The sequence below is a fragment of the Streptomyces sp. NPDC001832 genome, from assembly GCF_040297265.1.
GTDB lineage: Bacteria > Actinomycetota > Actinomycetes > Streptomycetales > Streptomycetaceae > Streptomyces.
Genome location: NZ_JBEOYU010000018.1, coordinates 47,302 through 67,505, shown reverse-complemented (window position 1 = coordinate 67,505; position 20,204 = coordinate 47,302). Strand labels below are relative to the sequence as shown.

Below are 20,204 nucleotides of genomic sequence, written 5' to 3'. Positions count from 1 at the left end.
TTGGTCATGCCCAACGTTTCCCCCTCAGGCCCCCCGATGGCCGCGAGCCCCCTCACCGTCGCAGTGCTCGAGATCGACGAGTACATCTCCGGCCTCGGCTGGGACCAGCCGGCCCGGCTCTTCGCTCTCGTCGACACCGCCCGGCTGCGGGCCCAGGAGCCCGGCCTCGCCGCCCAGCTCGGTCTCGACAGCTCCGACTCCCCGACCGCCTCACTCACCCCCATCGAGCAGGAGGAGCTTCCGCCGGGCACCGCCCTGGACGAGTTCCTCGCCACGATCGCCTGGCCCGACGCGGTGATCGGATGCGCGATGTCCGTGGAGCGACTGATGCTGCCGCCGTCCGCCGAGGCATCCGTCCCGGAGGGGCTCAGCGATGCCCAGCTGACCAAGTGGGTCGCGGGGCACCCGGAGCGCCAGGAGGTGCGGATGACCGTGGCCGTCCTTCGGGACGGTACGCGCGAGTCGGCCGTGCGGCTTCGCGAGAAGGACACCTCGAGCGAGGTGCGGACCGGCGCCGGTCTGGTGCCCGGGCTGGCCGACGCACTGGCCGCGACCTTCGAGGCCTGACCTCGCCGCTTCCCCGCCGCGGGGGCGCGGTCAGCCTGCCGAGCAGCTCGGCAGGTCGGCCGTGTCCCCCGTCCGGATCTTCTCCAGCGACTTCGTTGCGTCGTCGATCGTCTTCACCTTCACCAGCGTGAGTCCGCTAGGGGTGTCGGAGGCGGCGGCCTTGCAGTTGTCTTCCGGCGTCAGGAAGTACTGCGCGCCCGCGTCGCGTGCACCGACCAGCTTCATGTTGATGCCGCCGATCGGGCCGACCTTGCCCTTGTCGTCGATCGTGCCGGTGCCCGCGATGAACTCGCCGCCCGTGAGATCGGTGGGCGTCAGCTTGTCGATGATGCCCAGGGAGAACATCAGACCCGCGCTCGGGCCGCCGACATCGGCGAGGTCGATGTCGATCGGGAACGGAAACGTGTGGTCCGTCCCGGCCTGGATGCCGACGATCGCGCGGTTCTCCTTGGGAGCCTTCGCGGTGGTGATGACGATCTTCCGGCTGCCCTCGGGCTCCTTGCCGGCCTTCTCCGCCGCCTGCGCCGTCTTCGCCGGGATGATCGTGAACGTGACGTCCTCGCCGGGCTTGCGGCGGGTGACGAGCTTCGCGACGTCCTCGGGCTGCTCGACCGCCGTACCGTCGACCTGCTTGATCACGTCGCCGGCGTGCAGCTTGCCCTGGGCGGGGCTGCCCTTGACGACCGTGGAGACCACGACGCGCGACGACACCGGAATGTCCAGCTCGTTCAGGGCGGCGACCTTGGCGCTCTCCTGGGACTGGCTGAACTCCTCGGCGTTTTCCTGCGTGGACTGCTGCTCGGTCTTGCCGTCGGGGTAGAGGGTGCCGTGCGGTACGACCACGCTGTCGTGGGCCAGCCAGCCGTAGGCGGCCTCGACGAGGTTCATTTTGTAGTCCGCGCCGGTGACCCTGACCGTCGTCATATTGAGGTTGCCGGATGTCGGGTACGTCTTGTGTCCGGAAATCTGCAGGACCGGTTCGCCGTCGGCCTTGCCGAGGGTATTCACGGTCGGCCCGGGAGACATCTCCGAATACGGTACTGGAATCAGCACGCCTGCGCAGAGCAGCGCGATGAGGATCAGCGTGGAGGCGAGCATCGTCGCGGTGCGGCGTGGCATGGAACGACAGTACGGGAAAGGTCTGTCAGTGCACGGTCGGGGCCGGTCCGGACGGGGCGGGGGAGCCAGGAGTGGCGCTGTGTCGAGGGCCTCGGCACCCGGCATCGCTATGCGGATTGGCTACTGCGTACGTTCGGTGGAAGGTCAGACTGCATCGGAACCGGAGTGCGATTTCTCCATCGCCTCACGGAACCGGGCGTACCCGGCGAGTTCTGAGACATCACCGGCCGCGCGATTCCGGGTGACCCAGCTTCCCCATATCGCAGCACCGAGGGCAGCGAAAAGCGGAATCAGCAACCAAGCGAGTGCTGCCATTACGACCTCCCTACCCCATGAGCGACCGCAACTGACCGATCAGCAGATTAACCACCTGCAGGACCAACGCTCACGGCAGGGGTGCGGTCATGCAAATCGGGGCGGACGACCACCCGATCGGCTTGCGCTCAGCAGGCGCCGACCCACTCCTCGGTGCCGTCCGAAAAGCGCTGGTGTTTCCAGATCGGAACCTCGTGCTTGAGGTCGTCGATCAGCTTGCGGCACGCCTCGAACGCCTCGGCGCGGTGGGGACAGGCGACGGCGACGACCACAGCGAGGTCACCCACTTGGAGGTCACCCACTCGGTGGACGGCGGCCAGCGCCCGGACCGGGAATTCCGCGACGACCTTCTCGGCCACCCTGCGCAATTCGTCCTGTGCCGAGGGGTGACAGGAATAGCCGAGCGCACCGACATCCCGGCCGCCGTCGTGGTTGCGCACCGTGCCGACGAAGAGCGCCGTGCCGCCCGCCGCGTCGTCCCCGACGGCCCGGAGGATCTCGTCGACCGACAACGGCGTGTCGCGAATCGCCAGCAGCCGGATGGGGTCGCTTGCCGCCCGCTCGCCGGGGTGGTCGTGGGTGGGAGCCATGGGGCCCATGGTGCCGTACCGCACCGACATCGTGGAACAGTGTCTACCACCGGCGGGCCGCTCATGGCCCTGGAGCCTTCTACAGACGTCCCGCTCCAAGGGCTGTCCCATAATCCCTGGCGGGCGCGCGGCGATGCGCCGTAGCTGTCGTCGCCCCCATCCGAGGACCTTCCGCCGCCTTGCGATCGCACGCACCACGCCCCACTCCCTGATCCAGATCACAACCCCAGACAGGCCCTAGATCCGGCGGCGCGCCTTACGAGCACGGCGGACCAGGGCAGCGGTGCCGAGCAGCGCCACGGTCGCACCGGCGGCACCTGCTGCGGTGGCGTCCTTGCGGCCAAGGCGGCGCCCGGCGACGGTGTGCCGGCCCTCGACCTCTTCGAGGAGCGCGGCGAGCACCTCCTCGTTGGTCCAGCTCGGGCGCCAGCCGGCGTCGTGCAGCCGGCTCACGCTGACCACCCACGGGTGCATCGTGTACGCCAGATCGCCCGCCGGGGACGGGGTGAGGCCGATCCGGTGCAGCCGGGCGGCGGCGCCGAGTGCCACGGCGGAGGGCAGTTCCATCCGGCGGACGCCGCTGAGCTCCTCGACCTCCTCCTGTTCCAGCCAGCCGTCGCAGCCGACCGCGAACTCGCCCTCGATCTTCTCCAGCGCGGCGTACTCCAGGGCCGTGACCAGGTCGTCGACGTGGCAGAACTGCCAGGTGGGGCGCGATCCGGCGACGACCAGGAGGCGCGGCGACTCGAAGTAGCGGGTCAGCGCGGTGTCCGTACCGCCGACCAGGACGGTGGGCCTGACCACGGTCACATTGAGTCCGGGATGGGCGCGGGGCGCGCGGCGGCCGAGCCGTTCGATCTCCAGGAGGTCGCCGACGCCGGTGGCCTCGGCCGTGGCGCGCAGCTCGGCGTCCTCGGCGAGCGGGATGTCGTTGTCGGGCAGCGCCCCGTAGACCATCGCCGAGGTGCACAACACGACCCGGTGGACCCCGACGGCCGCAGCGGCCGTCAGCACGGTCTGGGTGCCGCGCACGTTGTAGGCGGTGCGGGCGGCGGGGTCGGTCTCCAGGTCGAGATCGAGTGCCAGATGCACGACGACATCTGCACCGCGCAGCTTCTGCGCGATGGCGGGGTCCCGTACGTCGAGGATGTGCCAGGTCGCCTCGGAGACCTCTCCTCGGCGTTCATCAATGGCGATCACCTGCTTGATCTCCTCGGATGCCGTGAGGCGTGCGGTGAGCAGCTCACCGACGCCCCCCGCGGCTCCGGTGACCGCGACGACGGGGCCACGGCTCCTGGAGGGGCTCATTGCGGGTTTGGTCTCGTTCGAGGGGTCGGACAGGTTTCGCGCTGCGCGAACCTGAGGATCTGGGGAACTCACCAGGCGTCTCCAGCGGTTGTCTTCAGTACGTACCCGAATGACGCGTACGTACCAGGTGGCGTCCATCCTGCCGCAGGCCGGGAGCCGGCGGAGCACTGAGGCCCCGAGCGGACTTTTGGTGTCTACGCTGGATGGTGATGTCGGGCAGTCGCCGTCGGTTCGAGCCGGCGGCCCTACGAGCCGAGGAAACCCGTGAGTGACACCCCATTCGGATTCGGCCTTCCGCCGGAGGAGCCGGAGAACGGCGACGAGGGCAAGAAGAAGGACCCCACCGGAGGTGGGCAGGGTTCGGGCGGGCCGGCGAACCCGTTCGGCTTCGGGCCCGGCGCGGGCGGGGACAACCCGTTCGCGGCGATGTTCGGCACGATGAACCCCAACGACCTGGGTGCGGCCTTCCAGCAGCTCGGCCAGATGCTGAGCTATGAGGGCGGTCCCGTGAACTGGGACATGGCCAAGCAGATCGCCCGCCAGACGGTCTCGCAGGGCACGCCGGACGGCACCAAGGACGCGAGCGTCAGCCAGACCGAGCGGTCCGCGGTCGACGAGGCGCTGCGGCTTGCCGACCTCTGGCTGGACGGCGTGACGTCGTTGCCCTCCGGCTCGGTCTCCACCGTGGCCTGGAGCCGTGCGGAGTGGGTCGAGGCGTCCCTCCCCGCCTGGCAGAAGCTGGTCGACCCGGTGGCCGAGCGCGTCGGTCTGGCCATGGGCGATGTGCTGCCCGAGGAGATGCAGGCGATGGCGGGCCCGCTGATCGGCATGATGCGGTCGATGGGCGGCGCGATGTTCGGCCAGCAGATCGGGCAGGCCGTCGGTGTGCTGGCGGGCGAAGTGGTCGGTTCGACCGACATCGGACTGCCGCTGGGCCCGGCCGGCAAGGCAGCGCTCCTTCCGCTGAATGTCCAGATGTTCGGCAAGGACCTCAGCGTGCCGCAGGACGAGGTGCGGCTGTATCTCGCCCTGCGCGAGGCCGCCCACCAGCGGCTGTTCGCCCATGTTCCGTGGCTGCGCTCGCATCTGTTCGGCGCCGTCGAGGGGTATGCGCGCGGCATCAAGGTCGATACCAGCAAGCTGGAGGATGTCGTCGGCCAGTTCGACCCGTCGCAGCCCGAGCAGCTGCAGGACGCCCTTCAGCAGGGCATGTTCCAGCCGGAGGACACGCCGGAGCAGAAGGCCGCTCTGGCCAGGCTGGAGACGGCGCTCGCACTGGTCGAGGGCTGGGTGGATGCGGTGGTGCACGAGGCCGCGAAGTCCCGTCTGACCTCGGCGGACGCACTGCGCGAGACCATGCGCAGGCGCCGTGCCTCCGGCGGGCCGGCCGAGCAGACGTTCGCCACGCTCATCGGCCTTCAGCTGCGTCCGCGGCGGCTTCGTGACGCCTCGCGCCTGTGGGCGTCGCTCACGGACGCCCGCGGTCTCGACGGGCGCGACGCCCTGTGGGAGCACCCCGACATGCTGCCGACGGCCCAGGACCTGGACGATCCGGACGGGTTTGTGCACCACGAGCAGCTGGACTTTTCCGAGCTGGACAAGATGCTCGGCGAAGCCGCGAAGGGCCCGCAGAAGCCAGAGGACGAAGCGGGCGACGCGGGTTCCGAAGGAACCGACGACCGGAAGAGCGACGGCAAGGGCGAAACCGACCAGTGAGCCTGTACGACGACGCCGTCCTCGTACTGAAGGCGTACGAGAACGCGGTGGACCCGGCCCAGGAGGATCTGCGCCAGGTCTATCTGGAGCATCTGGCTCGGCATTCCGACGGCATGTGGAAGGCCTGCGAAGCCGGGCATCTGACGGCCAGCGCACTCGTCATCGATGCAGAGCGCGGCCGGGTCCTGCTCACCCTCCACCGCAAGCTGCAGATGTGGCTGCAGATGGGCGGGCACTGCGAGCCGCAGGACACCACGCTGGCCGCCGCGGCGCTGCGTGAGGCCACCGAAGAATCCGGCATCAGCGGCCTGACCCTGCTCGCGGGCGGACCGGTGACGCTGGACCGCCACCGGATCCCCGCGCCCTGTCACTGGCACCTGGACGTGCAGTACGCGGCGCTCGCACCGTCGGGCGCGACGGAGCAGATCAGCGACGAATCGCTGGACCTGCGCTGGTTCGCCTACGACGAGGTCGAGTCGGTGGCCGATACATCGGTCGTACGGCTGATGACGCGCGTCCGCGCCGCGCTGGAGCAGCGCGGGTAGGAGCGACATACGGCATGGGTGAGGGGCGTTGCGCTCTCTGGAGACCGCCCCTCACCCATATCGTCCGCGCCGGTGCGCTGCGGCTCAGTTCCAGGAGTTGTTCTGGTTCTGGCCGTGGGCGCCGTGCTGGCCCATCCCGTACTGGGCCCGGACGCCCTGGCCGATCTCGTGGTTCTGCGGGGGCAGCACCTCGCTCGGCTGGACGAGGGCGAAGCCCTGGCCGAGGAAGCTCAGCTCCCAGCCCTCGCCGGTGTTGCCACGCCGCCGCCAGACGCCCGAGGAGTGCGTCTGGGCCTGCATCTGTACGCGCAGCGAGCTGGACCAGGCGACGATCGCGTCGGCATCGGCGTTGACGTACTTGTCCGGCGTGACCTGCATCATCAGCGGCTGGCCCGAGGTCATCAGAGCGACCTTGCCGGTGCCGGAGATGTTGAGCTGGTACTTACCGGTGCCCGAGATGCCGTACTGGCTGTCCACCGCGATGACCTCGGTGTGCAGCGAGGAGTCGAGCGCCAGGACGTAGGCACTGTCCACCGTCATGCCGTCGTGATCAACGTCCACGACATGGATGTGCTGCGCGAGATTGGCGAGGTAGACGGTGCCCTGCCCGGAGCAGCGCATCAGGTCGAGGCCCTCACCGGTGCTCGCGCGGGCGCGGCGCTGCCCGTGCGACTGGTACTCGCCGTCGAACTCCATCAGTCCCTGGTAGGCGACCATGGCGCCCTTGCGGGCGAGGACATCGTCCTGGCCGGTCAGCGAGACCCGCAGGAGCTGCGGGTTCTGGACGGTGTACCGGTCCCGGGACTGCTGTTCCGTGTAGCTGAAAAGCGGACTCTGCATAGTGTGTCTCCCTCCCCCTCAGTTCCGGATCCGCAGGCGGTCGGTACTGTCCTCGCTCGGCTGCACGACGACGGTGCCCTGGCCTGAGAAGGCCATCTGGTACGCCTCGCCGCTGCCCCGCCCGATGAGCGAGGATGCCTTGAAACTGCGCTTGCCCTTCACCTTGAGGTTCGGGGACCACGCCACGAGCGCGTCCGGGTCGACGTAGGTCTCGTCCTCGCCGCGTCCGCAGTCGACGACGATCGGTGTGCCGCGCGAGGTGACGGCGACCCAGCCGGTGCCCGAGATACAGACGTTCCACAGGCCCTGGCCGGCGAACTTGGCGAGGCCCTTGACACGCTCCACGCCCCAGGTGAGATGGCTGTCGAAGGCGAGGACGTTGGTGCCGTTGACCGAGAGGGCGTCGTTGTTGAGGTTGATGACGACCACATCGGCGCCGTAGTCGGCTAGGTAGAGCAGTCCGTCACCGGAGCACTTCATCATCGGGGCGCCCTCGCCGACGATCCACTGAGAGGCGACCTGGCGGACGGCGGGCGGATTGGGTTCGTACTGGATGAAGCCCTCGTACGCGACCATCGAACCGGTGCGTGCGTAGAGGTCCTGGCCGGTGGCCATGGCGACCTTGAGCATGGTGCGGCCGTGGTTCTCCATACGGGCCGTGACGGGGGTCGGGGCGTAGCCCGCGAGTTGCTGGTTCATGACGGGCTCCCTCAGACCTCGTAGGGCTGGACGACGATGAAGTTGCCGGGGGCGCCCCGGAACTGAAGGTTCACGGTCTCTCCGCTGTGTCCCGGGTACGCGTTGCGGCGCAGCCGGACCTGGCTGGAGATGATCACCTGGGACGCGGACGACCAGGCCACGACCGCATTGCAGTCGGCGAAGGTGGTCGGGGTTACAGGCAGGACGACGGGGACGCCATGCGTCTTGACGACGACCGTGCCGGTGCCCTGGAACTGCATGGTGAACAGCGCGCCGCCTGGGATGCCGTGGCCCTCGATCCTGCGGACCTCGTGCTGCAGCGACTCGTCGAAGGCGAGGACGTTCTCCGCCGAGACGCAGATGCCGTCGCCCTGCAGCTCGATGGCGTGCAGATGGGAGCCGTCCTCGGCCAGGAAGACCTGTCCGCGGCCGGTGCAACGCATCAGCTGCATTTCTTGGCCGGTGGAATTGCCGACGATGCGGCCCGCGAAACCGGCACCCTTGTAGCCGAAGTCGACCTTGCCCTGGTACATCACCATGCTGCCCTGGCGGGCGAGCACGGGCGTACCGCCCATGGTGAGGTCGACCCGCATGAGCTGCTGGTTCTGCGGGGTCCAACGCTGCCCGGTGGCCGTCTCCTTGTACGGCTGGAGCGCTGCCTGCAGACCGGCACCGGCCTGCGGTACGCCTTGCGGTACTCCCTGGGGCATACCGGGAGGCTGCTGGCCGTACGGAGCAGGAGCCTGCTGACCATCCGGGGCGGCGGGCTGCTGGCCGGGGATCTGCCCGAACTGCGGCTGCTGGGGCGGCTGGCCGGGCTGTCCGTACGGAGCCGGGGCGGGGGCGGGCGGCGGCACCGAGCCACCGTGCGGCGCCATCGGTGCTGCCATCGTCGGCGCGGCATGCATCTGCTGCTGCGGCGTGGGTACCGGGGTCTGCCCGGCCGGCGGGCCGAAGGACGGGGCGGGCTGCGGGGCTTGGGGCGCCTGTGGCGCTGGCGGGGCGCCGAAGGACAGGGCGGGCGCCGGCCCGGCTGCCTGGGTTGGCGGGGCGAACGACGGCGGGGCGAACGGCGGGGCGGCTGCCTGCGCCTGAGGTGCGGCGGGCTCCTCCTCGGCAACCTCGCCGCCGAAGTTCTTCAGCAGCGCGTCGAGGCCACCGTCGAAGCCCTGACCGACGGCGGCGAACCGCCAGACGTCCTTCATGTAGAAGTCACCCAGCATCACCGCACGCTCGGTGGTGAACTCCGAACCGGTGAAGGCGTACCTGGCGACTTCCTCGCCACCTGCGACGATCCGGATGTACCCGGGACCGACCTGGGACATCTGTCCGGCGCCGTCCACCGTCGCCGTGAACGACAGCTTGTGGATGTTCGCCGGAATGCGGTCCAGCGTGACGCGGAACGACTCGGTGTCACCGGCCTGGGCGCCGAGGAGCTGAATGGACTCCTCGGGCGATTTAGGTTGATTGAAGAAGATGAAATACCGGTCGTCGGAGAGCTGCTCATGGGCATCGAGGCCGAAGCAGCTGATGTCAAAGGTCAGTCCCGGGCCGGCGATCTGCACACCTACGTACAGGTCCGTCCCCGGCGTGAGATCGCTGATCTTGGCCTTGTGGCCGCGTTGGAATTCCCTGGCCATGCGTAACGACCGTCCCCCATCCCAAATGTGAATGCGTCGCGCCAGGCTAACCGCAAACTCCGACATCGAGCTGAGTCGGTACACACCCGGTACAGAATCGCCGGATGTCACTCACCGCGTGCGGCGGGCAGATGCGGCAGCCGGTCGGCCGCCACCACGCCCTCCAGGTAGCCGCGAGCCCGCTCGGTACGGGGATACGCCTCCAGCAGCCGCCAGAAGCGCGGACCGTGGCCGGGTACGAGCAGATGGGCCAGTTCATGGACCAGTACGTAGTCGACCACGTACTCGGGCATACCCTGCAGCCGGTGTGACAGGCGGATGCTGCCCTCCGCCGGGGTGCAGGATCCCCATCGGGTGTTCTGGTTGGTCACCCACCGCACCGACGCGGGTCTGGCCCGGCCCTGCAAATACTGGGCGGACAACCGCTCGGCCCGCTCAGCGAGTCCGCTGTCGCCGAGGATGCGTTTGCGCTCCTGGGCCGCGAGTTTGTCGAGCATCACGTTCACCCAGCGCTGCTCCTCGGCCTCCGACATCCGGTCGGGGATGAGCACGATGGTGCGGTCACCCTCCCGGTACGCGGAGACCGTTCTGCTGCGGCGGGTGCTCCTGCGGACCTCGACCGCGCTCGTTGCCGAGGCACGGGGCGGACGGTCTGCCGCGCTGCGCTGCTGGGTTCCGGCGCTGCGCGCGGGAGTCTCCCGTGCGAATCCGGGTGAGGGGTCGGCGGGCACGCCATGACGTTACCCGGTGTCAGTGGGGGAAGTCCCGCCTCCGGGACGGTTGGCGCGTGATCCGCTCCACGACGTGCACCATTTGAACGACTAACACCCCATGCCTGTGGATAACTTTCTGCACACTTCGACGCCGGCCTGCATTCTGACAACGGATCTCGCGGAGATCCGAGCCACAGCCCACGTACAGAAATCACGGAACACAGACCGGAGGGACGCCGTGCATCCGATGTTGAAGCCCGCACTGCGCCGTGCATGGCGCGGCCGGGGCACCGTGCAATTCGGGGTGACCCCCTCTCATGCGGTGACGCTCGGCCCGATGGATTACGCCACGGGCTGCTTCCTGGAACTGCTCGACGGTACGCGCGGACTGCCACTACTGCGCGAGGAAGCCCGGGCCTTGGATCTGTCGGAACATCAAGTCGACACACTGGTGGACCGATTGACGAATGCGGGCCTGATCGACGATGTGCGGGCCACCGGACCGGAGACCGATGCGTTACGGAACCGGCCCGGCGTCCTGGAGCGGCACCGCCCCGATCTGGCATCACTCTCCGTCGTCCATCCCGAGCCGGGCGGCGGGATGCGGCGGCTGGCGGCCCGCCGGGCGATGCGGGTCCAGGTGCGGGGTGCCGGCCGGGTCGGTGCCGCGATCGCGGCGGTGCTCTCCGGATCCGGGGTGGGCCGGGTGGAGGTTCTGGACGGCGGGTGCACCGAGCCGTGGGACGTCTCACCCGGCGGGCTTCCACCGGCAGCCGTCGGGGAGCGCAGGGACACCGCCGCCCGGCAGTTGGTGCGCAGGTCCGCCGCAGGTTCGGCCCCCCGGGCGTCGGAGACGGCGGGTTCCCCGGCAGGTGGTGAGCCGGGGCTGTCTCTGATCGTGGTCGCCCCTCGCGACGGCTTCGCGGCGTACGTCCCCGACCCACGCCCGGCCGAACCATGGATCGCTTCGGGAACCCCTCATCTCTATGCCGGAGTGATGGAGGCGACGGGAGTGGTCGGGCCCCTGGTCCTGCCCGGGGGTACGGCGTGCGCGGGGTGTCTGGCGCTGGAGCGTGCGGACCGGGATCACGAGTGGACCAGAATGCTGTCTCAGTGGCAGTCCGGGCGGCGCACCGCCGTGCAGGCCTGTGACCTGGGGCTGGCGACGGCGGTGGCCGGTCTGGCGGCCGCCCATGCACTGTCCTTTCTGGACGGGGAGCTGCCCGCCAGTACAGGGACGCGGTGGGAGGCCGCGCTGCCGCTGTTGCACTGGCGGTCCGAGCGGATCGGGGCGCACCTCGGCTGTTCTTGCGGAGCGGCTGGGCACACTGAGGAGGAGCGCGTCTCCGGGGCCGAAGCGGCGCACGACACAATGGCTGGGTAACCGCCGCACGCGGTACGGCAGTCTGGGATTTGGAGGGGCTCATGTCTGATCTTCCCCGGAAAGCGGTCACCCGTACCGCCAAGTTGGCCGCCCTGCCATTGGGCTTGGCAGGCCGCGCTACGTGGGGTCTGGGCAAGCGGATCGGCGGGAAGTCGGCGGAGTTGGTCGCCCGGGAGGTGCAGCAGCGCACTGCGGACCAGCTCTTCAAGGTCCTGGGTGAGTTGAAGGGCGGGGCGATGAAGCTGGGGCAGGCCCTGTCCGTCTTCGAGTCGGCGCTGCCCGAGGAGGTCGCCGGACCGTACCGAGCGGCGCTCACCAAACTGCAGGAAGCCGCACCTCCCATGCCCAGCGACACCGTGCGCACAGTGCTGGAGGAGCGGCTCGGCGAGCGTTGGCGGGAACTGTTCCTCGAATTCGATGACAAGCCGTCGGCCGCCGCGTCGATCGGTCAGGTGCACCGGGCGGTGTGGCACGACGGGCGGAACGTCGCGGTGAAGGTGCAGTATCCGGGTGCCGGAGAGGCGCTGCTCTCGGATCTGACTCAACTCAGCAGGTTCGCCCGGCTGCTCGGTCCGTTGATCCCCGGAATGGACATCAAGCCGCTCATCACGGAGCTGCGCGACCGGGTCTCGGAGGAGCTGGACTACGAGCAGGAGGCACGGTCGCAGCGGGACCATGCCGAGGAGTTCGCGGCTGACCCGGATATCGTGATCCCCGGTGTGGTGCACCAGTCCGACCAGGTGCTGGTGACGGAGTGGTTGGACGGTGTTCCGCTGGCCGACGTGATCGCGGAGGGCACGCCGGAGCAGCGGGACCGAGCCGGTCAGTTGCTGGCGCGTTTTCTCTTCTCGGGCCCCGCGCGCACCGGGCTGCTGCACGCGGACCCGCATCCGGGCAACTTCCGGATGCTGCCCCCGGATGATGAGGCCGGCGAGGCCGGACAGTGGCAGCTCGGAGTGCTGGACTTCGGCACGGTGGACCGGCTGCCGGGTGGTCTGCCTCAGCCCATCGGGGACTCCTTGCGGCTGACGCTGTCGGGTGATGCGGATGCGGTGTACGAGATGCTGCGCGAGGAGGGGTTCGTCAAGAACTCGATCGACCTCGACCCGGATGCAGTGCTCGACTATCTCCTCCCGATCATCGAACCGGCGCAGGTGGAGGAGTTCACCTTCACCCGGAGCTGGATGCGCAACCAGGCGGCCCGGATTGCGGATCCCCGCTCCCCTGCTCATCAGCTCGGCAAGCAGCTGAATCTGCCGCCCGCCTATCTGCTGATACACCGGGTGACGCTGAGCACGATCGGGGTGCTGTGCCAGCTGGGTGCGACGGTACGGCTGCGCGACGAACTCGAATCCTGGTTGCCAGGGTTCCTGATGGAGGATAAGCAGGAGCCCGCAGTGCAGGAGTTGGCGGGCGACGCGGCCGCCAGCGCATAGGGCACCCTTTGAGCCCCCGGCACCGGACCCGGGTTGCCACTCACGGCCCGGGCGTCACGCCCGAACCATCATGCCCCGCGCATCACCACCAGGCGGAGTCGAGACGGCTCTCGATCGCCCTGATATGGGTGCGGGCGCACGCTTCGCAGAAGTGCTGACGTCTGCCCTTCTCCACGGAACAGATCCAGGTCGGCGGTGCGCCCTCGCTGTCGGCGGAGGTACCGCACAGGGTACAGACAACCACGGCGGCGTCCCTCTGCGCGGGTTGCTGAATCCGGTGATGAGTCTCCTCGTCCACCTCGTGACGATAACTCCGTCGCTGCTGTGCCGCGCGGCACCACACAGCACGACCGGACAGCACGACCGCGGGGCCGGCCCGTTCGGACCGGCCCCGCGGAAGGGGTTGACTCGCTGGGGAGCACGTATGAGGTCGGTTTAGCTCGATCGTGTGATGGTCGGCCCACAGGCTTGCGGCGACCTGGCTGGGCGGGAGTCAACGTCATCGTGCGATCTGGACGCCGGGTGCGGTGCCGGCGCCCGGCAGCGGGTGCTGCCAGTGTTCGCCTGGCTAGTGCATGACTGCCATGGCCAGCGCACGGCGGGCGCGCATCGAAGCGCGCTCGGCCCGGCGCTGCATCCGGCGCGCGGTGACCAGGCGCACGGCCTGGCGTTGCGTGTCGACTTCCCTCAGGCGGTCGTGCATATGAGCACGGGCCAGGGCTTCTGGGATGAGTTGCATCTCGCGGGTCCTGTTCTGACGCGAGTCGTTCGCGCCGATGATTGTGACGTTCGGTGTTGCGGAGCCGACGGGCTCATTCGTGGGGACGGACATTGGTGCCTGATTTCGGGGATCGTGGGTGTGGGGGCGGTCGATGGTTCCAATGCGCTTCATGGGTTTGGGGGCCGTGACCCCCAGTCCGGCGGTCACGCCGCGACCGGGTTCTTGCGCGGACGGCCACGCGGCCGCTTGCGAGCAACGACAACGCCCTGGATGAAGAGCTCACCACCCCAGACACCCCACGGCTCGCGACGCTCCTTGGCGCCTGCGAGGCAGGCCTCGACGAGCGGGCAGGTGCGGCAGAGGGACTTGGCGTACTCGACGTCGGCCGGCGACTCGGCGAAGAAGACCTCCGGGTCGTAGGAGCGGCAGGGGACGGGCACGCCGAGGTTCTCGATGGCGTCGTCGAGCGCGGTGAGCGCAGTGAGGGGGATCAAGGTGGAGTCCTCCGTGAGGCCAGGCGGCGGGATCGTTTCGGAAGGCGGTACGGACGGGGCGTGCGCTTCGAGTTGCACGGTGGGTGGTGTCCTCGTCTGGTCGTTCCGGCCTGTCGGCCGGGGGCGGCTGGTACCGGGTACTGCTTGTCCCGAGGCTCCTTCGCGCTGTCTCGTCCGTTTGGACAAAACAAAAGGGCCGCGGATCCCGAGTGGGGTTCCGCGGCCCTGAAGGCGCCGGCCTGATTCTGAATCAGGCTGGATCACTCCAGGGTTCAGGCCCACGGAAGGCCCACATCGTGTGGTGCATCGTCTGCTTCTTGGCGCCGGATTCCGCTCCTGCACCGACGGCCGCAAAGGCATAGGCCTGGGCCTGTCCCTTCGCTACTGCTGCTGCCGGTGCCTGGGCCGGTCGCTCATTGCGCTCCCGCACGGGGAGGGTCGACAGGGACAGCGGGCTGACGGCGGAAATGCCGGACAGACCGGTGCCACGCAGCGAGGACTCCGAAGAGCGGGCAAGGACGAGCGAGCAGGCGGAGACGACCGAGAGATCGGTCATTTTCTTGGTCTCGATGATGCTGATCACTTCAATCGCCTCCTCTCGGCGTCCAGGAAGACCGGCGGACCGGTCTTGCGTATTCGGATAAGTACAGCACAGGACCAGGGCTTCAGAGAAGTCGCTGTTCCCGTGGTTAAGAACCTATGGTGATGACTGGGGCAGGCGCAAACTATTTTTCCGACGAGTTGTTCTCACACCTCGTCAACAGCGTTCTCGAGCCCTTCTTCCACCGTCTCACCTGCACAAATGGCAAGGACCGCAGTCCCGAACCGGTCCAGCTTCCGCGCGCCGACCCCGGAGATCCCGGCCAGTTCGCCCGCGCTGCCCGGCACCGCCTCGGCAATCGCCATCAGCGTCTTGTCCGTGAACACGCAGTACGCGGGCTGACCGATCTGCTTCGCCCGGACCGCCCGCCAGTCGCGCAGCCGCTCGTACAGTGCCTCGTCCATGTCGGAGGGGCAGTCGTCACAGCGCATCAGCTTCATCTCACCCGCGTCGGTGAGGGTCTTGCCGCAGACCCGGCACCGGGCAGGGCCGCGACGACCGCGCTTGGCGACCGGTCCGGGGCCCCATTCGATCCCGCCACCTCCGGTCGCGCCGCGCACACGCATACCGAGAGCCGCCGAGCCGGGGCGTAGTCCGTTCAGGAACCGGCTCGGGCGTCGTCCGGCGCGGCCGCCGGGCGAGCGGGACAGCGACCATGACAACGAGAGATGGAAGCGCGCCCGGGTGACGCCGACGTACAGCAGCCGACGCTCCTCCTCGATCTGCTCGTCGGTCTTGGCGTAGGCGATCGGCATCATGCCCTCGTTCAGCCCGACCAGGAACACGGCGTCCCACTCCAGGCCCTTCGCCGAGTGCAGCGAGGCGAGGGTGACCCCCTGGACCGTTGGGGCGTGCTGGGCGGCTGCGCGCTCGTCGAGCTCCGCCACCAGATCGGAGAGCGTCGCCGTCGGTCTGGCCTGTCCGAAATCCTCGGCGAGCCGGACCAGTGCGGCCAGGGACTCCCAGCGGTCGCGCGCCGCGCCGGAGCCCGCGGGCGGCTGGGTGGTCCATCCCTTGGTGGAGAGCACCGCGCGCACCTGCGCCGGTAGACCGTCCGCGTCGTCGAGCAGGGAGTCGTTGCCCCCCGCGCGGGCCGCGCCGCGCAGGGCGACGCCGGCCTCCCGTACCTCCGCGCGTTCGAAGAAGCGCTCCGCGCCCCGCAGCTGGTACGGCACGCCCGCGTCGGCCAGGGCCTGCTCATAGACCTCGGACTGGGAGTTGACCCGGTAGAGCACGGCGACCTCGCCGGCCGGGACGCCCGCGGCGATCAGGTCGCGGATGCGGCGGGCGGTGCCCTCGGCCTCCGCCGGCTCGTCCGCGTACTCCGCATGGACGGGCTCGGGGCCGGGCTCGCGCTGCGAGACCAGTTCCAGCCGGTGCTCGGCGGCGCGGCCGTGGGCCTGGCCGAGCAGCCCGTTGGCCAGATGGACGACCTGGGGGGTGGAGCGGTAGTCCCGGACCAGCTTTACCACCGTCGCGTTGGGGTGGCGGGTGCGGAAGTTCAGCAGGTGGTCGGGCGTGGCTCCGGTGAAGGAGTAGATCGTCTGGCCGGCGTCACCGACGACACACAGGGTGTCCCTGTCGCCGAGCCAGAGGTCGAGCAGCCGCTGCTGGAGCGGGCTGACGTCCTGGTACTCGTCGACGACGAAGTGCTGGTACTGGCGGCGGACGTGGTCGGCGATGTCGTGGCGGTCTTGAAGGATGGCGACGGTGAGAAGCAGCACATCCTCGAAGTCGATCACACAACGGTCGCGCTTCAACTGCTCGTACATCGCATAGATCTGGGAGATCTCGGCCGGATCGCGCGGGGCGTCCCGCTGGGTCTTGGCGACCACGGCCGGATAGTCGGCGGGCACGGTCTGGGTGACCTTGGACCACTCGATCTCGCTGGTGACATCGCGCAGCTCGTTGCGGTCGAGCCGGATGCGGCAGCGGGCCGCGGCCTCCGCGACCAGCTGGACCTTGCGCTCCAGCAGCCGGGGCAAGTCGCCGCCGACCGCTTTCGGCCAGAAGTACTGGAGCTGGCGCAGGGCGGCGGAGTGGAACGTCCGCGCCTGCACCCCGCCCGCGCCGAGCTGGCGCAGCCGTCCCCGCATCTCGCCCGCGGCCCGGTTGGTGAACGTGACGGCCAGCACACTTGCAGGCTGGAGTATCCCGGCGCGCACCCCGTAGGCGATGCGATGCGTGATCGCACGCGTCTTGCCCGTACCGGCTCCCGCCAGCACACACACCGGGCCGTGCAGGGCCATGGCGACCTCGCGCTGCTCGGGGTCCAGGCCGTCGAGCACGGCGTCGGCCGACTCGGGAACCTGTGGGAAAAGGGAGGAATGCGTTGCTGCTGTCACTCCGCCATGCTGCCAGGTCGAAAGAGGCGGGTGCGGAGGTTGTCCACAGGGGGCCCGCATCTGTCGTACTAAGAGGTCGCGCACATAGGTGGGGTGGAGGAAGGAGCGGGGCGAGGGGCAAGCCGGGCAAGGCGGAGGAGGGAGGCGGATGGGGTCTCCCCTGCTCGAGCGCAGCTGAGAGCTTGGGGAAGGAGCGTCGTCGACCGACGACAACGCAGCCAGGCGCCGCCCATCGGCACGCGACGCCGCCCCACCTATGTGCGCGACCTCTAATGCGGGGGTGGTGGCGGGAATGGTGGTCGGCTCACGTACGTTTCCTCCGTGCGGCGACGCACTTTCCAGCTTCTCCGCGCGCCGGATGAGACGGATGAGACAGACGAGTCTGACAAGACTGACGAGGAAAAGGAGCGCGAAGACATGTCGGGCACTGTGACGATGTACAGCACCACGTGGTGCGGCTACTGCCGTCGGCTCAAGAGCCAGATGGACCGCGAAGGCATCGCGTACAACGAGATCAACATCGAGCAGGACCCGGACTCCGCGGCCTTCGTCGAGCAGGCCAACGGGGGCAACCAGACCGTTCCCACCGTCCTGGTGGTCGGCTCCACTGGTGTCGAGGCCGTCATGACGAACCCGTCCCTGGCCCAGGTGAAGCAGGCGCTCGCCGCCTGATCCCGCCGCTCGCACAGCACAGTCGCGCCCCCTCCGGGTCGAGCACCGGAGGGGGCGTTCCGGTACGCGCGTCCGGGGGCGCTGCACGCCCGTACGCCGTGCGTCAGCCGACGGTGCCCGGCTTCGGAAGCGGCTTGCCGTACCAGAGTTCGATCAGATGGGCCGCGATCGAGATGCCAAACGGGGGCATCATCTCGCCCGACTCGAAGGCCGCCGTCAGCTCCTCGCGGGAGAACCAGCGGGCCTCCCCGATCTCCTCGCCGTCCACGTCGATCTCCGACGAGGTCGCCCGTGCCATGAATCCCAGCATCAGGCTGGACGGGAACGGCCAGGGCTGGCTTGCGATGTATTCGACCTCGCCGACTGTCACGCCCGCCTCCTCGAACACCTCGCGGGCCACGGACTGCTCGATCGACTCCCCCGGCTCGACGAAGCCCGCGAGCGTCGAGAAGCGGCCCTCGGGCCAGTGCACCTGGCGGCCCAGCAGGGCGCGGTCCTGGTCGTCCGTCACCAGCATGATGACCGCGGGGTCGGTACGGGGGTAGTGCTCGGCGCCGCAGGCCGGGCAGCGGCGGATGTGGCCGGCCGCCGCGATGACCGTGCGCTCGCCGCAACGCGAGCAGAAGCGGTGCAGGCGCTGCCAGTTCTCCAGGGCCACCGCGTGCGCCATCAGGCTCGCGTCGCGGGGGCCGAGCAGCAGTCCGGCCTCGCGCAGTCCGGCCGGGCGGGCCGGCTGGTCCATGCGACCGGGCAGGGAGTCCTTCTGGAGCGCGAAGTAGCTGACGCCGTCCTCGTCGGTGCCGAGGAAGTAGCGGTGGGTCTCGGTGACCGGGGCGTCGAAGGCCGGGGTCATGACGATCTCCGTACCGCCGTCGGCCGTGTCGTCGATCAGCACCTGCCCGCCGGAGACGACGAACACACGGGTGGTCGGGTGGCTCCACGCGGCGGACAGCCAGGCCTCGTCAAGGCGGTGGTGCGCCGCGCGGTCGATGCCGCTGGGCGCCGTGAGACCGATGGGCCGGCCTACGGTGGCGTTGTCGAAGGTGCTCACAGGTGCTTCCTACTCCCCCGGGATGGATCGGGTGTTCAGAGGATTCAGCGGAGTGCGACGGCCAGCTCGCCCCAGAGGTGGGCGGCTGTCTCCACGCCCTTGAGCAGGAGGTCGAGCTCGACCTTCTCGTTGGGGGCGTGCCAGCCGTCGGACGGTACGGAGATGCCCAGGAAGAGGACGGGTGCGCCGAGCACGTCCTGCAGGTCGGCGGCGGGGCCCGAGCCTCCCTCGCGGGTGAAAAGAATCTTCTGGCCGAAGGCCCGTCCCATGGCACGGGCCACGGCCTGCAGGGCGGGGTGGTCCAGCGGGGTCAGACAGGGGCGGGTGGCGGGGGCGAAGGTGATCCGGTGACGGACACCGGCCGGGACCTGCACCTCGGCCCAGGCCCGGACGGCCTGCTGGATGTGGTCGGGGTCCTGACCCGCGACCAGCCGGAAGCTGATCTTCACCAGGGCGGAGGACGGGATGATCGTCTTGCTTCCGGCGCCCTGGTAGCCACCGCCGATGCCGTTGACCTCGGCGGTGGGCCGGGCCCAGATCCGTTCCAGAGTGGAGTGGCCGGCCTCGCCCGACGCCGCTCGTGACTTGGCGGTACGCAGCCAGGCGGCCTCGTCGAAGGGCAGCTCGGCGAAGAGTGCGCGCTCGGTGTCGGTGAGTTCCGTCACGCCGTCGTAGAAACCGGGGATCGCGACCCGTCCGTCCGCGTCGTGCAGCGCGGCGACGAGCCGGGCCACGGCGGTCGCCGGGTTGGGGACCGCACCGCCGAACGAGCCGGAGTGGATGTCCTGCTCGGGGCCGTACAGCTCGATCTCGCACTCGGCGAGGCCGCGCATACCCGTGCAGACCGTGGGGGTCGTCTCGTCCCACATGCCGGTGTCGGAGACGATCACGGCGTCGGCGGTGAGCCGGGCGGCCTGCTCTTCGACCAGGGCGCGGAAGTTCGGTGAACCGGACTCCTCCTCACCCTCGATCAGCAGCTTGAGGTTGACGGCGGGGGCGGTCCGGCCGGTGGCGGCGAGGTGGGCCCGGACGCCGAGGGTGTGGAAGAAGACCTGCCCCTTGTCGTCGGCGGCGCCCCGCCCGTACATGCGGCCGTCGCGGATCACCGGCTCGAACGGGTCGGTGTCCCATCCGTCCTCGCGGGCGGCGGGCTGCACGTCGTGGTGCCCGTAGACGAGGACGGTCGGGGCGTCCGGGTCGTCGGACGACCACTGGGCGAAGACCGCGGGAGCGCCGGGCGTCTCCCAGATCTCGGTGACCGGGAAACCGGTCTCCTCAAGCTTGGCGGACAGCCACTCGGCGCTGCGTCGTACGTCCCCGTCGTGGACCGGCTGGGCGGATACGGACGGGATGCGCAGCCAGGCGGCGAGGTCGTCGAGGAAGGCTGTGCGGTGCTGTTCGGTGTACGTACGGACGGCGCTGTCCGGGGTGTCGCTCATGTCCTTGAG

At 69.4% G+C, this 20,204-nt stretch carries 20 protein-coding genes; 6 read left to right on the top strand and 14 right to left on the bottom strand.

The features are described from left to right. Window positions 1-6: 6 nt before the first annotated feature. A complete protein-coding gene (locus tag ABT115_RS16800) occupies window positions 7-567 on the top strand; it encodes a PPA1309 family protein (RefSeq protein ID WP_351789746.1) in 561 nt (186 codons plus the stop codon). A gap of 30 nt (window positions 568-597) precedes the next feature. Here the strand turns inward: ABT115_RS16800 and ABT115_RS16795 are convergent, their stop codons facing one another. The 3 genes from ABT115_RS16795 to ABT115_RS16785 form a co-directional block, all read right to left on the bottom strand. Further along, on the bottom strand, window positions 598-1,686 hold the full coding sequence (locus tag ABT115_RS16795) for a YlbL family protein (protein ID WP_351789744.1): 1,089 nt from the start codon (window positions 1,684-1,686) through the stop codon (window positions 598-600). Window positions 1,687-2,129: 443 nt separating this feature from the next. Then, window positions 2,130-2,591 (bottom strand): molybdenum cofactor biosynthesis protein MoaE, encoded by a 462-nt coding sequence (locus ABT115_RS16790; protein ID WP_351789741.1) that lies wholly within the window; start codon window positions 2,589-2,591, stop codon window positions 2,130-2,132. A gap of 237 nt (window positions 2,592-2,828) precedes the next feature. After that, entirely contained in the window at window positions 2,829-3,971 is a 1,143-nt protein-coding gene (locus ABT115_RS16785; RefSeq protein WP_351789739.1) for an SDR family oxidoreductase, read from the bottom strand. A gap of 192 nt (window positions 3,972-4,163) precedes the next feature. Here ABT115_RS16785 and ABT115_RS16780 point away from each other — a divergent pair, with 192 nt between their 5' ends. Beyond that, window positions 4,164-5,615, top strand: a complete 1,452-nt coding sequence (locus ABT115_RS16780; RefSeq protein WP_351789736.1) for a zinc-dependent metalloprotease — start codon at window positions 4,164-4,166, stop codon at window positions 5,613-5,615. Further along, window positions 5,612-6,160 carry an NUDIX hydrolase gene (locus ABT115_RS16775; protein WP_351789734.1) on the top strand — a complete coding sequence of 183 codons (549 nt, stop codon included), beginning with the start codon at window positions 5,612-5,614 and terminating at the stop codon, window positions 6,158-6,160. Before ABT115_RS16780 ends, ABT115_RS16775 begins: the two co-directional genes overlap by 4 nt. 84 nt (window positions 6,161-6,244) lie before the next feature. On the opposite strand, the gene ABT115_RS16770 is transcribed toward ABT115_RS16775, so the two are convergent. The 4 genes from ABT115_RS16770 to ABT115_RS16755 form a co-directional block, all read right to left on the bottom strand. Continuing rightward, complete coding sequence (locus ABT115_RS16770; RefSeq protein ID WP_351789731.1) at window positions 6,245-7,000, bottom strand: AIM24 family protein; 756 nt, start codon at window positions 6,998-7,000, stop codon at window positions 6,245-6,247. An 18-nt stretch (window positions 7,001-7,018) separates the two neighbouring features. Beyond that, window positions 7,019-7,699, bottom strand: coding sequence for an AIM24 family protein (locus tag ABT115_RS16765; protein ID WP_351789728.1), 681 nt, complete (start codon window positions 7,697-7,699; stop codon window positions 7,019-7,021). 11 nt (window positions 7,700-7,710) lie between these two features. Beyond that, entirely contained in the window at window positions 7,711-9,339 is a 1,629-nt protein-coding gene (locus ABT115_RS16760) for a TerD family protein (RefSeq protein WP_351789725.1), read from the bottom strand. Window positions 9,340-9,446: 107 nt separating this feature from the next. Beyond that, a complete protein-coding gene (locus tag ABT115_RS16755) occupies window positions 9,447-10,070 on the bottom strand; it encodes a M48 metallopeptidase family protein (RefSeq protein WP_351789722.1) in 624 nt (207 codons plus the stop codon). Window positions 10,071-10,290: 220 nt separating this feature from the next. On the opposite strand from ABT115_RS16755, the gene ABT115_RS16750 reads away from it, so the two are divergent. Together ABT115_RS16750 and ABT115_RS16745 are read left to right on the top strand one after the other, a co-directional pair. Further along, the gene (locus ABT115_RS16750) at window positions 10,291-11,436 is read left to right on the top strand and encodes a ThiF family adenylyltransferase (RefSeq protein ID WP_351789719.1); all 1,146 of its coding nucleotides are present in this window, start codon (window positions 10,291-10,293) and stop codon (window positions 11,434-11,436) included. 41 nt (window positions 11,437-11,477) lie between these two features. Further along, window positions 11,478-12,872: an ABC1 kinase family protein gene (locus ABT115_RS16745; RefSeq protein ID WP_351789716.1), complete on the top strand. Its 1,395-nt coding sequence runs from the start codon at window positions 11,478-11,480 to the stop codon at window positions 12,870-12,872. 82 nt (window positions 12,873-12,954) lie between these two features. Here ABT115_RS16745 and ABT115_RS16740 read toward each other — a convergent pair whose 3' ends face one another. The 5 genes from ABT115_RS16740 to ABT115_RS16720 all read right to left on the bottom strand — a co-directional run bounded on the left by ABT115_RS16740 (window position 12,955) and on the right by ABT115_RS16720 (window position 17,093). After that, the gene (locus ABT115_RS16740) at window positions 12,955-13,170 is read right to left on the bottom strand and encodes a hypothetical protein (RefSeq protein ID WP_351789714.1); all 216 of its coding nucleotides are present in this window, start codon (window positions 13,168-13,170) and stop codon (window positions 12,955-12,957) included. 270 nt (window positions 13,171-13,440) lie between these two features. Beyond that, window positions 13,441-13,764: a putative WhiB-interacting protein gene (locus tag ABT115_RS16735; protein ID WP_351789855.1), complete on the bottom strand. Its 324-nt coding sequence runs from the start codon at window positions 13,762-13,764 to the stop codon at window positions 13,441-13,443. A gap of 32 nt (window positions 13,765-13,796) precedes the next feature. Further along, entirely contained in the window at window positions 13,797-14,165 is a 369-nt protein-coding gene (locus ABT115_RS16730; RefSeq protein WP_030915514.1) for a WhiB family transcriptional regulator, read from the bottom strand. Window positions 14,166-14,337: 172 nt separating this feature from the next. Next, the gene (locus tag ABT115_RS16725) at window positions 14,338-14,670 is read right to left on the bottom strand and encodes a hypothetical protein (protein ID WP_351789712.1); all 333 of its coding nucleotides are present in this window, start codon (window positions 14,668-14,670) and stop codon (window positions 14,338-14,340) included. Between the two features lie 164 nt (window positions 14,671-14,834). After that, window positions 14,835-17,093 (bottom strand): ATP-dependent DNA helicase UvrD2, encoded by a 2,259-nt coding sequence (locus ABT115_RS16720; protein ID WP_351789852.1) that lies wholly within the window; start codon window positions 17,091-17,093, stop codon window positions 14,835-14,837. A gap of 357 nt (window positions 17,094-17,450) precedes the next feature. Between ABT115_RS16720 and ABT115_RS16715 the strand changes: the two genes are divergently transcribed. Next, window positions 17,451-17,705 (top strand): mycoredoxin, encoded by a 255-nt coding sequence (locus ABT115_RS16715; protein WP_351789709.1) that lies wholly within the window; start codon window positions 17,451-17,453, stop codon window positions 17,703-17,705. A 103-nt stretch (window positions 17,706-17,808) separates the two neighbouring features. Here ABT115_RS16715 and nudC read toward each other — a convergent pair whose 3' ends face one another. Beyond that, window positions 17,809-18,756, bottom strand: a complete 948-nt coding sequence (gene nudC, locus ABT115_RS16710) for an NAD(+) diphosphatase (protein WP_351789707.1) — start codon at window positions 18,754-18,756, stop codon at window positions 17,809-17,811. A gap of 44 nt (window positions 18,757-18,800) precedes the next feature. Further along, window positions 18,801-20,195, bottom strand: coding sequence for a dipeptidase (locus ABT115_RS16705; RefSeq protein WP_351789704.1), 1,395 nt, complete (start codon window positions 20,193-20,195; stop codon window positions 18,801-18,803). Between the last annotated feature and the right edge of the window lie 9 nt (window positions 20,196-20,204).

What these genes read in the sequence shown, in the direction of transcription:
- ABT115_RS16715 (WP_351789709.1), top strand. Translation starts at nt 17,451, where the DNA reads ATGTCGGGCACTGTGACGATGTACAGCACCACGTGGTGCGGCTACTGC.
- ABT115_RS16720 (WP_351789852.1), bottom strand. Translation starts at nt 17,093, where the DNA reads ATGCGGGCCCCCTGTGGACAACCTCCGCACCCGCCTCTTTCGACCTGG.
- ABT115_RS16760 (WP_351789725.1), bottom strand. Translation starts at nt 9,339, where the DNA reads ATGGCCAGGGAATTCCAACGCGGCCACAAGGCCAAGATCAGCGATCTC.
- ABT115_RS16795 (WP_351789744.1), bottom strand. Translation starts at nt 1,686, where the DNA reads ATGCCACGCCGCACCGCGACGATGCTCGCCTCCACGCTGATCCTCATC.
- ABT115_RS16770 (WP_351789731.1), bottom strand. Translation starts at nt 7,000, where the DNA reads ATGCAGAGTCCGCTTTTCAGCTACACGGAACAGCAGTCCCGGGACCGG.
- ABT115_RS16705 (WP_351789704.1), bottom strand. Translation starts at nt 20,195, where the DNA reads ATGAGCGACACCCCGGACAGCGCCGTCCGTACGTACACCGAACAGCAC.
- ABT115_RS16735 (WP_351789855.1), bottom strand. Translation starts at nt 13,764, where the DNA reads ATGAAGCGCATTGGAACCATCGACCGCCCCCACACCCACGATCCCCGA.
- ABT115_RS16765 (WP_351789728.1), bottom strand. Translation starts at nt 7,699, where the DNA reads ATGAACCAGCAACTCGCGGGCTACGCCCCGACCCCCGTCACGGCCCGT.
- ABT115_RS16790 (WP_351789741.1), bottom strand. Translation starts at nt 2,591, where the DNA reads ATGGCTCCCACCCACGACCACCCCGGCGAGCGGGCGGCAAGCGACCCC.
- ABT115_RS16800 (WP_351789746.1), top strand. Translation starts at nt 7, where the DNA reads ATGCCCAACGTTTCCCCCTCAGGCCCCCCGATGGCCGCGAGCCCCCTC.
- ABT115_RS16745 (WP_351789716.1), top strand. Translation starts at nt 11,478, where the DNA reads ATGTCTGATCTTCCCCGGAAAGCGGTCACCCGTACCGCCAAGTTGGCC.